Below are 14,489 nucleotides of genomic sequence, written 5' to 3' on the forward strand. Positions count from 1 at the left end.
GATGATCTTCACCCTTGCCGCCAAGGAACTCAAAGCGCTGTTCGCCTCGCCACTGGCGTGGATTGTCATAGCAGTATTGCAAACCATTTTCGCCTGGATCTTCCTGTCGCGTGTCAACGCTTTTTTGCTGGTGCAACCGCAATTGCTGCAACTCAGCAACCCTCCGGGAGCCACCGAATTCATCGCCATGCCGCTGTTTGGCAGTGTCGCCGTGGTGCTGTTGATGGCGGTGCCGCTTTTGTCGATGCGGCTGGTGGCGGAAGAGCGGCGCAACCAGACCATGCCGTTTCTTCTCTCGGCGCCGCTTTCGATGACCGAAATCATCCTTGGAAAATTTCTCGGTCTGCTGCTGTTTCTCGCCGCGGTAATCGGACTTGCCGCGCTGATGGCGGTGTCGCTCGGCCTCGGCACGCAGCCCGATTACGGCCTGATAATCGGCAATGTGCTGGGGCTGTTTCTCATCGTGGCAGGTTATGCGTCGCTGGGGCTTTTCTTCTCCTGCCTCACCGCGCAGCCGGTGGTCGCCGCCATCGCCACGCTGGGCGCGCTGCTCGGTTTGTGGGTGTTTGATGCGGCGGCCGGCGCGCCTGACAGCTGGCTGCACTGGATGTCGCTGCTCAAGCATTTTGAAAGTTTCAATCGTGGTTTGATCGACACCGCGGATATCGCATTCCTTGCGCTTTTCACCACTGCCTTTTTGGCGCTGGCGATAAGACGTCTTGATGCCGACCGATTGCGCGGATGAAGCCTTTGAAAACTTCGTCTTTGGCTCCGATACTGCGTTGCTCTCTTTGCTCGAATGCTCATGTATTGCTCATATACACTCCGCTTCGATCAAAGCTCGCGCCTTGTCTCGAAACCAAATACTCGTTTTAAAGGCCTCATCAACTTAACTAGTTATGCAAATTAATAAAAAACTGCGTATCCAGTTACTGCTGCAAAACAGTTTTTTCGTGCTGCTGCTGGTGGCGATGGCAACGCTGCTTGCGCTGCTCGCGCGTGACCATCCTGTGCAATGGGACGTGACGCAGAACAACCGCAATTCGCTGTCCAAGGCGAGTCTCGATACACTCAAGCAGCTTAAGGGGCCGGTGACCGTAACCGCTTATGCCACGCAGCAGGACCCGCGCATGGGTGATGTGCGCAAACTGATTCACGACTTCTTCCGCTCGTACCAATTGGCCAAACCCGACCTCAAGCTGGAATTCATTGACCCCACCGAGCAGCCGAAACTCGCCGCCAGCGCCAACGTGCAAATAAACGGCGAGATGGTGGTGAAGTACGGCGACAAATCTGAACGCCTCACCGAGCTCAAGGAACAAACCTTCACCAACATGCTGATGCGCCTCGCCCGCGCGCAGCAGCGGCTGGTGATGCAACTCGAGGGCCACGGCGAGAGAAAGTTGAACGGCCCGGCCAACCATGATTTGGGCGAGTTCGGAAAACAACTGGCTGCCAAGGGCTTCCAGACCGGCACGGCAAATCTGGCGGTGGCGCAGGACATTCCCGACAATACCAGCATACTGGTCATCACTCAGCCGCAGACTGATCTGTTGCCGGGCGAAATCGACAAGCTCAAGCGCTATCTCGACAAGGGTGGTAACCTGTTGTGGCTGGTCGACCAGGAACCGCTGCATGGCCTGCAGGCGCTGGCGCAAACCCTGGGCATCGGGCTGACTCCCGGGGTGGTCATTGATCCCGCCGCCCAGCAACTCAACGCGCCGGCCACCTGGGCGCTGGCTGCGATCTACGGCGAGCACCCGATTACGCGCAATTTCAACCTGATTACGGTGTTCCCTTTGGCGCGCGAACTGGTGATTAAGGAAAACACGGGCTGGAATGTGGCGTCGTTGATTAATGTGGCGCAGCGCGGTTGGGTGGAAACCGGCAAACTCGATCAGAGCGTGCGCTTCGACCAGGGAAAAGACACGCCGGGACCGGTGACCGTGGGGCTCGCCCTCAGCCGGCAAAAAGACCAACGCGAACAGCGTGCGGTCGTGGTGGGCTCGGGCGCGTTTCTCGCCAACGCTTTTCTCGGCAACGGCGGCAATCTCGACCTCGGCATTAACATCATCAACTGGCTGGCGCGGGACGAGAATCTGATCACCCTCCAGCCGCGCGCCGCCCATGACAGCGATCTCAGCCTGGAGAAAACCGCGCTCACGCTGATTACCGCAGGCTTTCTCATCGCCTTGCCGCTGCTGTTCCTGGCGACGGGCGGCGTCATCTGGTGGCGTCGCAGGAAATCATGAAATCGCGGCTCTGGCTCAACCTTATCCTGCTCGTTGCAGTCGGCGCTCTGGCCGCAGTGTTTTACTTCAAGCCGAAAATCGAAGCGCAAAGCGAATTCAGGCTTTCCAGTTTGCAGGCGGGCGTGGTCAAGAAAATCGTGATTGCCAAAACCGCCGATTCGCCGATTACCGTGGAAAAGCGCGGCGACCACTGGTTCATCACCGCGCCGATCAAGGCGCGCGCCGACAGCAATTTGATCTCCGGCGTGCTCGATCTGCTGTCCCTGACCGTCAAGCAACGCTTGCCGGCAACTGATCTCGCGCGTTTTGATCTGGAACAGCCGTGGGCCAAGCTTACTTTCGACAACCAAGAAATCAGCTTTGGGGATCAGCATCCACTCACCCGCGAACAATTCATCGCCACCGAAGGCTACGTCTATCTTATTCCGCCGCAATACACCCGTTCCCTGAGCCTGCCCAGCAATTATTTCCTGAGCCACCGGCCGCTCACCGAGAATGAAACACCGGTGGGTTTCGAGCTGCCGGGACTGACGCTGACGCAAAAAGAAGGCAAGTGGGAAAGCTCACCTGCAATCAAGCTCACCCAGGATCAGCTCAACCGCTTCGCTGACGAGTGGCAACATGCTTACTGCATGAGCAGCCGGCCGCTGAGCGGCCAGAAAGGTCCGCCCATCAAAATCCGACTCGCCAACGGTTCTGCCGTTAACTTTCAGATACTGCAAAAAGAGCCGGACGTGGTGCTGCTGCGCGAAGATGAAGGCATCGCCTATCAGTTCCCAACGGAAATCGGGTTGCGCCTGCTCGACCCGCTCGCCGCAATCCAAGCGCAAAAATAAGCCCCCCAGCATGCCGGAACTGCCTGAAGTCGAAATCACCCGCCGCGGATTGGAACAGCATGTAAGCGGCCAGCGCATCGCCAGGATTGCCATTCGCAATCCGAATTTGCGCTGGAAGGTACCGCCAAATTTGCCGCGCCTGCTGGAGGGCTTCGCCATCCATGGCGTGGCCCGGCGCGGCAAGTATTTGCTGCTGGATTGCGGGGGCGGCACGCTGATCATGCATCTCGGCATGTCGGGCAGCCTGCGAGTCCTGCCCGCGGAGACGCCCTGGCAGAAACACGATCACTTCGATCTGGTTTTGAATAATGGCGAGATGGTGCGGCTGCACGATCCGCGCCGCTTCGGCGCGGTGCTGTGGACCGAGAGCGATCCCCTGCAGCACCCCTTGCTCAAAAACCTCGGCCCAGAGCCGTTAACCAACGCGTTTAACGCCGACTGGATTTACCGGCAAACGCGCAACCGCAGCGCGGCCATCAAGCAAGCACTGATGGACAGCCGCGTGGTGGTGGGCGTGGGTAACATCTATGCCAATGAAGCGCTGTTTCGCGCGCGCATCCATCCCAAGACTTCCGCTTCGCGCATCGGCCCCGCGCGTTATGAAAAACTGGTCAAGGCGGTGCGCAAGACGCTCATGCTCGCCATCAAGGCAGGCGGCAGTAGCTTGCGCGATTTCGTTGACTGCGGCGGCAACCTCGGCTGCTTCCAGATGCACTATCTGGTTTACGACCGCGCCGGCAAACCCTGCAGCAAATGCCGGACGGTGATCCGTCAGCTGCGGCTCGGTCAGCGCTCCAGCTATTTTTGTCCGCGTTGCCAAATCTAAGGATAAATCTCGTTTATGCTAGAGTTAGAATTTGCCCTTGTTTTAGGGAACCTCTGATCAAGTCCTTCACGGATTGCGTTGCTGGCAAAATGCGGATGGATGCAAGGCGCGCGACGAAGGTCGTAGCCCGGACTACGACACCGAGGAGCGCAACGACGCAGACGCCGCATTTTACCGCAACCCAGCGGGACGGGGCTTTCCGGGCGGTCTGCTTTGTCGCTCGGCTTGCCAAGGGGGTCTGGCCATTGGCTGCGCCTCGCTTCGCGCATTCCATCCCGGAAAGCCGCCGTCGCAACTGCGTGGGACTTAATCAGAGGTTCCTTAGATGGCGCCTAAACTCATGAGGAACGCTAACCTCGTTTCGCGACTCCAGGCCTACAGCAGCTAGCGCATTGCACTGTCGCAGGCCGTCGGCGATTACCGCGACTGGCTGCGCGAGCAGGAGCTCGACGACGCGCAGACCAATTTACGCATTCAGCAATTGCGCGACCGCCTGGCCGACGACAAGCTGAACGTCGCTTTTGTCGCCGAATTCTCGCGCGGCAAATCGGAACTCATCAATGCGATTTTTTTCGCCGATTACGGCCAAAGGCTGCTTCCTTCCAGCGCCGGGCGCACCACCATGTGCCCGACCGAACTGCTGTACGACCCGGCGCGCGAGCCGAGCATCCAGCTGCTGCCGATCGAAACCCGCGCCAAGCATTCCAGCACCAGCGAATATAAGCGCTTCCCCGACGAATGGCGCAGCCTGCCGCTGAATGTGAATTCGGGGGAAGCGATGGCGGAAGCATTCCGGCAGGTGAGCGAAACCCGGCGCGCGCCGCTGGAAGAAGCCAAGAGCTACGGCCTGTATAACGAGGACGATGCCGACCAGGCGTTGCTGGTAAAGGAAGACGGCACCATGGAAATTCCCTGCTGGCGGCATGCGATCATCAATTTTCCGCATCCGCTTTTGAAACAGGGCCTGGTGATTCTGGATACGCCGGGTCTGAACGCCATCGGCGCCGAGCCGGAGCTGACGCTCAATCTTTTGCCGAACGCGCACGCGGTGCTGTTCATTCTGGCGGCCGATGCCGGCGTCACCAAGTCCGACATCCAGGTGTGGCGCAACCACATCAGCTATCTGCAAGGCCAGCAGAAAGGCCGCATCATCGTGCTTAACAAGATTGACGGCTTGTGGGATGACCTGAAAAATCCGGCATTGGTGGAAAACGAGATCTCCGGGCAGGTGCGATACTGTTCCGAGACGCTGGGCCTGCACGCTTCGCAAATCTTCCCGGTGTCGGCGCAGAAAGGCCTGGTGGCCAAGGTCAACAGGGACGATGTGCTGCTCGCCAGAAGCCGCCTGCCGGAACTTGAGCAGGCGCTTTCCGACTACCTGATTCCGTGCAAACGGGACATCGTGCGAGAAAAAACCCAGAGCGAAGTCGAGGACATGGTAGGCAACGCCAGGCATATTCTCGAAGGCAGGCTTTCCGGCGTGTACGAACAGCTTGAAGAACTCAAAGCGCTGCGCGGCAAGAACCAGGACGTGGTCGCGCACATGATGCAGCGGATCAAAAGCGAAAAAGACGACTTCGAAAAGAGCCTGCAACGCTTCCAGGCGCTGCGCAGCGTGTTTTCGCAGCACACCAACGCGCTCTTCGCCTGCCTCGGCATGGACGCGCTGCAAGCGGGGGTACAGAGTACCCGTCAGTCAATGGAGCAGAGCAAGTTCAGCTCGAGCCTGCGGCAGGCCATGCACGAGTTTTTCAACAAAGCCAGCGAAAACCTGATGAGCTCCGCCAAGCAGACCGTGGAAATCCGCGCCATGATGGAAGCGATGTACAAGAAATTCGGCGCCGAGCACGGGCTCGCCGAACTCGCACCGGCGGCCTTCTCGATGCTGAAGTACATTAAAGAGATGGAGCGGCTGCGCGATGGGTACCGGCGCCATTTCGACACTGCCTGCACCATGCTCACCCACGAGAAAGCCACGCTGATGAACAAGTTTTTCGAAACGTTGGCGAGCCGCGTGGTGCACCTCTACACCATCGCCAACCGCGACACCGAAAGCTGGTTGAAGGCGGTGATGGCGCCGATGGAAACCCAGGTGCGCGAGCATCAGCTGCAACTGAAACGACGACTGGAGAGCATCAAGCACATCCACCAGGTGACCGACACGCTGGAAGACCGCATTACCGAGCTGGAGGAGCAGGAACGCCAGATCAAACGCCAGCTCGACCAGCTCAAGCAAGTCTCGCACAAGATCGCCGTCAGGCTGTTCTTCGACGAGCCGCGCGAAATGGCCGCCTGAGGCGGCGCTGTTTCCAGCCGTTACATTAGCTGAAATTTAAGCGGAAGTAGTGTTTTTTTGCGCCTGAAGCGCGAGATACTTTTCGCGCAGCTGTTCCTGACTTTCGACGTAATCCGGATTGAGTGGAATGCAGTCCACCGGGCACACTTCCACGCATTGCGGCCGGTCGTAATGCCCCACGCACTCGGTGCAGAGCCGGGGATTGATGACGTAGATTTCCTCGCCCTGCGAAATCGCGCCGTTCGGGCACTCCGGCTCGCACACGTCGCAATTGATGCATTCATCGGTGATTATCAGCGCCATGGAATTTGCTCACTTCATCACGGTTTTTTGATTTTGGCACTTAGCTTCTTGGCGATCAAGGGCTGCACGAATGGCCCCACCTCGCCGCCCAGAGTCGCGATCTCACGCACCATAGTGGCGGAAATGAACATGTACTGCTCGGAAGGCGTGAGAAAAATCGTTTCCACATCGGGATACAAAATGCGGTTCATCCCCGCCATCTGGAATTCGAACTCGAAATCGGAAACGGCGCGCAAGCCGCGCAGGATGATTGTCGCCCTGTGCCCGCGCAAGAAATCCATCAGCAAACCGGAAAATCCAAGCACTTGCACATTCTGGTAGCCCGCCAGCACCTGCTTGGCCATGTCCACGCGCTCCTTCAGCGTGAAAAACGGCTGCTTGTCGCGGCTGTCAGCCACCGCCACGATGACGGCATCGAAGATGCTGGCGGCGCGGCGCACCAGGTCTTCATGGCCGCGGGTGATGGGATCGAAACCGCCGGGGTAGACTGCCTTATTCATGTTGTTTCCGTTTCAGCAATTGGTAACACACCTGGCCGGCCTGCGCCTGGCGCCACGTCTCCCAACCGGGCTCATCACAGGCGTCGCCGCTTTCCACATACACCCGCCCTCCCGGAACCAGGCGCGCAGGCAACTCAGCAAGCAGGCGCGGCAGATAATCGTCACGGAACGGCGGATCGAGAAAAACCATATCGTAGACATTCCGGTCGGCTTTCAGGAATTGTAGCGCATCGGCGTGTACCAGTTCCAGGTTTTGCGCCTTGAACCTGTGCGCGTTTTCACGCAGCGCCTGAAACGCCACGCGGTGCTTTTCCACCATCATCACCTTTTGCGCGCCGCGAGATAAGGCTTCGAAGCCCAGCGCGCCGCTGCCGGCAAACAAATCGAGACAGGTCATGCCGGTGAGGTCCTGGCCGAGCCAGTTGAACAGGGTTTTGCGCACGCGGTCGGGAGTGGGGCGCAAATCGGGCAGCGCCGGAAACTCAATGAAACGGCTGCGCCATTCGCCGCCGATGATGCGCACTCTGCCGCGCCGCATGAGAAAACGCCGTCAGCCCGCGCCCGGCGCGCCCACCACCACCGTGACCATGTGCCCGGGATCAATGCGCCGCTGGAAGGCGCTTTTGATTTGCGCCACAGTCACATTCTCGACGCGGGGAACAAAATCGTCTAGATAAGTCAGCGGCAGGCGGTAAAAACCGATTACGGATAGATACTCGAGAATTTTCTTGTTGCTGTCGATGCGCAGCGGAAAGCCGCCGACCAGATTCTGCTTTGCCGCCTTGAGCTCCGGTTCGGTCGGCCCCTTGGCGATGAAATCGCGCAGCGTCTCGCGCACCACTTTAAGTGCCTCGTCCGCCTGCTCCTTTTTGGTCTGCAAGCCAATCTGGAACGGACCCTGCTGTTTGAGCGGCATGAAATAGCTGTAAACGCTGTACACCAGCCCACGTTTTTGCCGCATTTGCTCGACGAAGCGCGAAGCGAACCCGCCGCCGCCGAGAATATAGTTGCCGACAAACAGCGCAAAATAATCAGGGTCGTCGCGCTTGACGCCCGGATAGCCGATGAGAATATGGCTTTGCGTCGCCGGATGCGGAATCTCACGGTTTTGCGCCTGTGCCGGAAGCGGAACTTGCGGCAGCACCGGCGGGGGCGCAGCCGCTTCGGGTAGTTTCGCGGTGAGTTTTTCCGCGATTTCCTGCGCAGTCTCGCGGCTTACATCGCCGATAATCGCCACCACCGCATCGTTTGCGGTGTAATAAGCGCGATAAAACTGCACTAAATCATCGCGCTTGAGCGACTCCAGGCTGTCCACTTCCCCGGAAGTGCGCAGCGCATACGGGTGGCTGCCGTAGAGGAGCGAGTAGAACGCGCGTTCGGCGATGCTTTCCGGCTTGGTCGCCGCTTCTTTCAGCATCGCTGTCATGCGCGTCTTTTCCCGGTCCAGCACCTTATCGGGAAACTCGGGCCGCTGCACGATGCGCGACAAAACATCGAGCGCCTGATCGCGCTCGTGCGCGCTGCTCAAGGTGCGCAGCGTCATGCCGGCGCGGTCCTGGTCGATGCGTCCGCCCAGCTGCGCCCCGACATCAGCGAGCTTTTCGGCGATTTCGTCTTCGGAAAGTCCGTCGGCGCCCAGGCTCAGCAGGTGCCGGGTGAGGCTCGCCAAGCCCGATTTTTCCCGGGTGTCGCGGCTGCTGCCGGCGGCGAAATCAATGCTGATATCGAGCATCGGCAGTTCATGGCTTTCCACGAAATAGACCCGAGCGCCGGTCAACGTCTGCCAATTCTGTATCGGCAGGATGGCAAAAGCGGGTCCGGCTCCGGCGAATACGCCAAGCAAAACCAAGCCGCACCACTTAAAAACGTTAATCATGTTTTAATCCTTTTGGCGCCTTGAGCGGCTTTTTGTTTTCGAGAGGCTGCGGATCGAGTGCCGCGACTGTGAGATTGTCGTCGTTGAAATATTTTTTTGCCACTGCCTGTACCTGATCCGCGCTTACCGCTTTCAGCTTGTCCACCAGAATATCCAGCGTTTTATACGACAGCCCCGCCATTTCCCACGCGCCGATTTGCCGCGCCTGGGCCATGACCGAATCGCGCTCAAATACTTCGTTGGCGATGACCTGGGCCTTTACCCGGTTCAGTTCCTCATTGGTCACGCCGTCATTGATGATTTTTTGCAGCTCGCCGCGTATCGCCGTTTCCAAATCGGCAACACTTTTGCCTTCGCTGGGAACGCCGTCCAAGTAAAACAGGCCCGGACCGCGTTCGTCGCTGTCATAACTCACCCCGGTGGAAGAGGCGACCTGGGTTTCGCGCACCAAGGAACGGTTTAACCGCGCCGACTCGTTGCCATCGAGTACGCCGCCAAGAATCTCCAGCGCGTAAGGTTCCCAGTCGCGCTCGGCATCGCGCAGCACCGGCGCGTGGTAGCTCATCATGAGGTAAGGCAACTGGGCGGGCGCTTTCACTGTGACGCGGCGGATGCCGGTTTGCTGCGGTTCTTCCTGCGGTTTGCGCATCGGCAGCACTTTGGGTTTGATGGCACCAAAATAGCGCCGGGCGAGATTAAACACTTCACTCGGCTTCACATCACCCACCACCACCAGTGTCGCATTATTCGGCGCATACCAGGTACGGTACCAGCGCGTCGCATCGTCCACCCGCATGTTTTCCAGATCGTTCATCCAGCCAATGACCGGCGTGCGGTAGGGGTGGGCTCCGAAAGTCGTCGCCAGCAACTGCTCATAAACCAGCGCCTGAGGCTTGTCATCGGTGCGCCAGCGCCGCTCCTCCATCACCACTTTTATTTCTTTCTCAAATTCCTGTCTGGAAAGCGCCAGATTCTGCATGCGGTCCGCTTCCAGTTTCATGGCAAGCGGGAGCTTCGACTTGTGCAGTTGCTGGAAAAAGGCGGTGTAATCCTTACTGGTAAAAGCGTTGTCGCGCCCGCCGGCTTGGGCGATGATTTTGGAAAATTCGCCGCTCGGAACCTTTTTCGTACCTTTGAACATCATGTGCTCCAACACATGCGCGACACCGGTGGTGCCGTTCACTTCGTCCATGCTTCCGACCTTGTACCACACCATCGACACCACCACCGGCGAGCGGTGGTCTTCCTTAACGATCACCTTGAGGCCGTTTTTCAGCGTGTGTTCCGCGGTGACGGCGCGGGCGGTGCAGGGGAACAAGCTGACGAGAAGAAAAGCTGCTGCAAAACTTGAATACTTAAGAACGCGGGCAATATCATTCATTATTTTTGGCCTACGATGGGTTGATTTCGAATAGAATTATACCCGGATTGCACTTCTTCATTCCGGGCACGCGATTTGTGACAACAGGCAGCATGTTTAGTTTCTTAAAGCAGGACAAAACCGAAAGCGGCGCCTCGAGCTGGACTGAGCGCTTGAAGCGGGGCCTTGCACGCACTCGCAACCAGCTGGGCCAACAACTGGCGAGCGTGTTTGGCGGCCACGGCAAAATTGACCAGGCGCTGTATGAGGAGCTGGAAAGCGTCCTGCTCCTGTCCGACGTCGGTGTTTCCGCAACCCGTCATCTCCTCGAACAATTGCGCGTACGAGTCGAACGCGACAAGCTACAGGATGCAACTAAACTCAAGCAGGCATTGCAAGAGGCTTTGCTGGAATTGCTCGCGCCGCTTGAGAAACCGCTGGATACCGCTTTCCATAAGCCTTTCATCGTCATGGTTGCCGGAGTGAACGGCAGCGGCAAGACCACTTCGATCGGCAAGCTCGCCAACTATTTTCAAACGCAGGGCAAATCGGTCTTGCTGGCTGCGGGGGACACCTACCGCGCGGCGGCGCGCGAGCAGTTGATGGCCTGGGGCGAGCGCAACAAGGTCCAGGTCATCGCACAACAAGGCGGCGATCCGGCGGCGGTGATATTCGATGCGATCCATGCCGCCAAAGCGCGCCGTACGGATATCGTGCTTGCCGACACCGCGGGCCGGCTGCCCACACAGCTGCATCTGATGGAGGAAATCAAGAAAGTAAAGCGCGTGATCGCCAAGGCGGATCCTTCCGCGCCGCATGAAACCCTGCTGGTACTGGACGCCAACACCGGGCAAAATGCACTCGCCCAGGTCAAAGCGTTTGACACGGCGCTTGGGCTCACCGGGCTGGTCCTCACCAAGCTCGACGGCACCGCCAAAGGTGGAGCCATCGCCGCCATCGCCAGGGAAAAGCCCATTCCGATGCGCTTCATCGGCGTCGGCGAAGGACTGGACGATTTGCGTCCCTTCTCTGCAAAAGAATTTGTTGCGGCGCTCTTCGAATGATTTCCGCCAGCCTGGTCTGCAAGCGCTACCCCGGCGGCCAGGAGGCGCTGAGGCACTTAAGCTTCAAGATTGAAGCGGGCGAGCTGGTGGGAGTCACCGGCCATTCGGGCGCCGGGAAAAGCACCCTGCTCAAACTCCTCGCCGCTATCGAGCGGCCCACCAGCGGCAGCCTCATCGTCAACGGCCAGAATACAGGCTCACTGCGCGCGGCGGCGATTCCCTATCTGCGCCGTCGTTTCGGCCTGGTGTTTCAGGACCAGAAACTTCTGTTTGAGCGCACCGTGTTTGAAAACGTGTTGCTGCCGCTCGCGATCACTGGTTTCGACCGCCGCGAAAGCGCGAAACGCGCGCGCGCGGCGCTCGATAAAGTGGGGCTGCTCAACAAGGAAAAAGCTCTACCGATCACGCTTTCCGGCGGCGAGCAGCAGAGGCTGTGCATCGCCCGCGCCATCGTCAGCCGCCCGGTAATACTCCTCGCCGACGAGCCCACCGGCAATCTGGATTCCGCTTATGCCGCCGACATCATGGAACTTTTCAAATCGTTCAACCAGGTCGGCGTCACCGTGATTATCGCGAGCCACGATGAAACCATGCTCGCCAAACTCAATGCACGGCTTATGAAACTCCGCCAAGGGGAACTCATGCAATGAAAGCCTGGTTCGTCCAGCACTGGGAAACACTGTGGCTTTCGGCAAAGCGCCTTACTCGCAATCCGTTTGCAAACCTGCTTAACATCGGCGTCATCGGCATCGCGCTGAGCCTGCCCTGCGGCCTGTACGTGCTGCTCGCCAACCTGCAGGGACTCACGAAGCAGGTGGCGAACGAACCGCAGATCAGCCTCTTTTTGAACACCCAGGCCGCCCCCGCCGATGCCATGCAAATCGAAACCCTTCTCAAAAACCACCTTGGGGTGAAAAACTTCGAGTTGGTGCCGAAAGATCGGGCGCTGCGCGAGCTGCAAAAAGCCGCCGGCATAGACGATGTGGTACAAAGCCTCACGCAGAATCCGCTGCCCGACGCCTTCATCGTCCGCGCCAAAAACGCCACGGCGCAGACCCTGCAAGCGCTGCAGGAAGAATTCCGCACCTGGCCCCAGGTCGTTACCGTGCAGCTCGATTCGCAATGGGCGCAACGGCTGGATGCGTTGTTGCGTCTGGGCAGAATCGCGATTCTGCTGCTCGCCCTTTTGCTCGGCTTTGCACTGACGGCGGTTACCTTCAACACCATCCGGCTGCAAATCCTCACCCAGCGCGAAGAAATCGAGGTGGCCAAACTTATCGGGGCCACCAATCGCTTCATCCGCCGTCCCTTCCTCTATTTCGGTACCCTGCAAGGGCTATTGGGGGGGGTGGCTTGCTGGCTCATTGTGGCTGCCAGCATACATATTCTAAACCTCAGCCTCGCCGATCTGGCGAAACTCTATTCAGAAAATTTTAAATTAAATCAGCTCAATACAGATGACACGATAGATCTTTTGCTGTTTTCCGCAGCGCTTGGCTGGCTGGGCTCTTGGATGTCGGTAAGTAGATACTTACATCAGATTGAACCCCACTAGACAGAACTTTTAGAGCTGCTGGCACTCTCATACATCGAGTGCTAAAATACCGGTTAAGGAGGTAAAACAATGTACCAAACCATGACTTTACCTATCCCCTCGGCAGCAGGCAGCCTGGGGAGTTATGTCCAAGCGGTAAACCGCTTCCCGATCCTGACCCAAGAGCAGGAACTGGAGTTCGCGCGTCGCTTCCGCCAGCATGGCGACCTCGATGCCGCAAGACAATTGATTCTTTCTCATCTGCGCGTGGTGGTGGCCATCGCCCGCAACTACATGGGTTATGGACTGCCGCAGGCCGACCTCATCCAGGAAGGCAATATCGGTCTGATGAAGGCGGTGAAACGCTTCGATCCCGAACGCGGTGTGCGCCTGGTGTCGTATGCCGTGTACTGGATCCGCGCTGAAATCCATGAATTTATCCTGAAGAACTGGCGCATCGTCAAAATCGCCACCACCAAGGCGCAGCGCAAGCTGTTCTTCAATCTGCGCAGCCTGAAGCGGGGATTAGCGCCGCTGCGTGGCGAGCAAATCACCGATGTGGCGAAACAGCTCGGCGTCAAATCCGAAGAAGTGGTGGAAATGGAAACGCGCATGAGCGGCCACGACGTGGCGCTCGAGCCGGCGAATGACGACGAAGAAGCCGGCCTCACCCCGATTGCGTATTTAAGCGATCCCGAAGCCGAGCCGTCGCGGCTCATCGAACACAAGCAAGCCAGCCGTCTGCAAGGCGAAGGATTGAACCGGGCGCTGGGAAGCCTCGATCCGCGCAGCCGCCGCATCATCGAAGCGCGCTGGTTGCGCGAAAAAGATTCGGCGACGCTGCACGACTTGGCAGCGGAATTCAAGGTCTCCGCCGAGCGCATCCGTCAGCTCGAGCAAAAAGCGCTCACCAAAATGAAAGCAGTGATTGAAGCCGCCTGACGCGGTTTCAATCAGCCCTTCTGTGCAAGCAGTATCTTGATGTCGCGCAGCAGCACCTGCGCGCCTTGCCCGTAGCTCACAAAAAGACGCAGTTTTCCGGAAGGATCGAACACATAAGTGCCGGCGGAATGGTCCATGGTGTATTCGCCGGGACGGCTGCCGGCGTTTTTTTGGTAAACAATCTTGAATTCCTTCGCCACGGCAGCGGTCGCTTGCGCATCGCCGTACAAACCCAGAAAACCCGGATTGAATGAAGGCACGTACTGCGCGATAAGCGCCGGCGTGTCGCGTTCCGGATCCACTGTCACGAACAGCACCTGCACTTTTTTTGCATCTTCGCCCAATTCCTTCATTGTTAGCGCAAATTCTGCCAGGGTGGTCGGGCACACATCGGGGCAATGGGTGTAACCGAAAAACAGCACGACCACCTTGCCCTTAAAATCGGCAAGGCTTCTCGCCTTCCCATTGTGATCCGTAAGATGGAAGTCCCTGCCGAAATCAGCGCCGGTAATGTCAGTGGACTGGAATGTTTCCTTCGGCGCACCGCATCCGGCAAGCAAGGCCGCAAATGAAGCCAGAAAAAGGTATTTAAAGAAAAATCTCATAAACTGGCGATAGGAACGTTACAACTCTTAAAAGTTCTGTATTAAAGCCTCTGCGAAACAAGAAGTTTGCCTTCAGACGAGGCGCGAGACTTTTT

Annotated in this window: 15 protein-coding genes; 9 read left to right on the forward strand and 6 right to left on the reverse strand. The window is 58.2% G+C overall.

What is annotated here, in order from left to right; all coding sequences use genetic code 11:
* The first annotated feature begins 1 nt into the window (after nucleotide 1).
* The 5 genes from VHE58_09055 to VHE58_09075 all read left to right on the forward strand — a co-directional run bounded on the left by VHE58_09055 (nucleotide 2) and on the right by VHE58_09075 (nucleotide 6,210).
* The gene (locus VHE58_09055) at nucleotides 2–745 is read left to right on the forward strand and encodes an ABC transporter permease subunit (GenBank protein HVS27423.1); all 744 of its coding nucleotides are present in this window, start codon (nucleotides 2–4) and stop codon (nucleotides 743–745) included.
* A 154-nt stretch (nucleotides 746–899) separates the two neighbouring features.
* On the forward strand, nucleotides 900–2,252 hold the full coding sequence (locus VHE58_09060) for a GldG family protein (GenBank protein ID HVS27424.1): 1,353 nt from the start codon (nucleotides 900–902) through the stop codon (nucleotides 2,250–2,252).
* A complete protein-coding gene (locus VHE58_09065; protein ID HVS27425.1) occupies nucleotides 2,249–3,088 on the forward strand; it encodes a DUF4340 domain-containing protein in 840 nt (279 codons plus the stop codon). Before VHE58_09060 ends, VHE58_09065 begins: the two co-directional genes overlap by 4 nt.
* A gap of 10 nt (nucleotides 3,089–3,098) precedes the next feature.
* Nucleotides 3,099–3,914 carry a bifunctional DNA-formamidopyrimidine glycosylase/DNA-(apurinic or apyrimidinic site) lyase gene (gene mutM, locus VHE58_09070; protein ID HVS27426.1) on the forward strand — a complete coding sequence of 272 codons (816 nt, stop codon included), beginning with the start codon at nucleotides 3,099–3,101 and terminating at the stop codon, nucleotides 3,912–3,914.
* 481 nt (nucleotides 3,915–4,395) lie between these two features.
* Entirely contained in the window at nucleotides 4,396–6,210 is a 1,815-nt protein-coding gene (locus VHE58_09075) for a dynamin family protein (protein ID HVS27427.1), read from the forward strand.
* 36 nt (nucleotides 6,211–6,246) lie between these two features.
* Here the strand turns inward: VHE58_09075 and VHE58_09080 are convergent, their stop codons facing one another.
* The 5 genes from VHE58_09080 to VHE58_09100 are packed head-to-tail and all read right to left on the reverse strand — an operon-like array spanning nucleotide 6,247 to nucleotide 10,270.
* Complete coding sequence (locus VHE58_09080; protein HVS27428.1) at nucleotides 6,247–6,513, reverse strand: YfhL family 4Fe-4S dicluster ferredoxin; 267 nt, start codon at nucleotides 6,511–6,513, stop codon at nucleotides 6,247–6,249.
* A gap of 17 nt (nucleotides 6,514–6,530) precedes the next feature.
* Nucleotides 6,531–7,013 carry a pantetheine-phosphate adenylyltransferase gene (gene coaD, locus VHE58_09085; GenBank protein ID HVS27429.1) on the reverse strand — a complete coding sequence of 161 codons (483 nt, stop codon included), beginning with the start codon at nucleotides 7,011–7,013 and terminating at the stop codon, nucleotides 6,531–6,533.
* Nucleotides 7,006–7,551, reverse strand: coding sequence for a 16S rRNA (guanine(966)-N(2))-methyltransferase RsmD (rsmD, locus tag VHE58_09090; GenBank protein HVS27430.1), 546 nt, complete (start codon nucleotides 7,549–7,551; stop codon nucleotides 7,006–7,008). Before rsmD ends, coaD begins: the two co-directional genes overlap by 8 nt.
* 12 nt (nucleotides 7,552–7,563) lie before the next feature.
* A complete protein-coding gene (locus tag VHE58_09095) occupies nucleotides 7,564–8,889 on the reverse strand; it encodes a pitrilysin family protein (GenBank protein ID HVS27431.1) in 1,326 nt (441 codons plus the stop codon).
* Nucleotides 8,882–10,270: a pitrilysin family protein gene (locus VHE58_09100; GenBank protein HVS27432.1), complete on the reverse strand. Its 1,389-nt coding sequence runs from the start codon at nucleotides 10,268–10,270 to the stop codon at nucleotides 8,882–8,884. The genes VHE58_09095 and VHE58_09100 overlap by 8 nt, the downstream gene beginning before the upstream one ends.
* Nucleotides 10,271–10,362: 92 nt before the next feature.
* Here VHE58_09100 and ftsY point away from each other — a divergent pair, with 92 nt between their 5' ends.
* The 4 genes from ftsY (at nucleotide 10,363) to rpoH (ending at nucleotide 13,789) form a co-directional block, all read left to right on the forward strand.
* Nucleotides 10,363–11,313: a signal recognition particle-docking protein FtsY gene (ftsY, locus tag VHE58_09105; protein ID HVS27433.1), complete on the forward strand. Its 951-nt coding sequence runs from the start codon at nucleotides 10,363–10,365 to the stop codon at nucleotides 11,311–11,313.
* Nucleotides 11,310–11,963: an ATP-binding cassette domain-containing protein gene (locus VHE58_09110; protein ID HVS27434.1), complete on the forward strand. Its 654-nt coding sequence runs from the start codon at nucleotides 11,310–11,312 to the stop codon at nucleotides 11,961–11,963. The genes ftsY and VHE58_09110 overlap by 4 nt, the downstream gene beginning before the upstream one ends.
* The gene (gene ftsX, locus VHE58_09115; GenBank protein ID HVS27435.1) at nucleotides 11,960–12,868 is read left to right on the forward strand and encodes a permease-like cell division protein FtsX; all 909 of its coding nucleotides are present in this window, start codon (nucleotides 11,960–11,962) and stop codon (nucleotides 12,866–12,868) included. Before VHE58_09110 ends, ftsX begins: the two co-directional genes overlap by 4 nt.
* A gap of 69 nt (nucleotides 12,869–12,937) precedes the next feature.
* Nucleotides 12,938–13,789 carry an RNA polymerase sigma factor RpoH gene (gene rpoH / locus VHE58_09120; protein HVS27436.1) on the forward strand — a complete coding sequence of 284 codons (852 nt, stop codon included), beginning with the start codon at nucleotides 12,938–12,940 and terminating at the stop codon, nucleotides 13,787–13,789.
* Between the two features lie 11 nt (nucleotides 13,790–13,800).
* Here rpoH and VHE58_09125 read toward each other — a convergent pair whose 3' ends face one another.
* The gene (locus tag VHE58_09125; GenBank protein HVS27437.1) at nucleotides 13,801–14,394 is read right to left on the reverse strand and encodes an SCO family protein; all 594 of its coding nucleotides are present in this window, start codon (nucleotides 14,392–14,394) and stop codon (nucleotides 13,801–13,803) included.
* Nucleotides 14,395–14,489 lie beyond the last annotated feature (95 nt).

This window comes from Burkholderiales bacterium (assembly GCA_035543335.1).
Taxonomy (GTDB): domain Bacteria; phylum Pseudomonadota; class Gammaproteobacteria; order Burkholderiales; family JAHFRG01; genus JAHFRG01.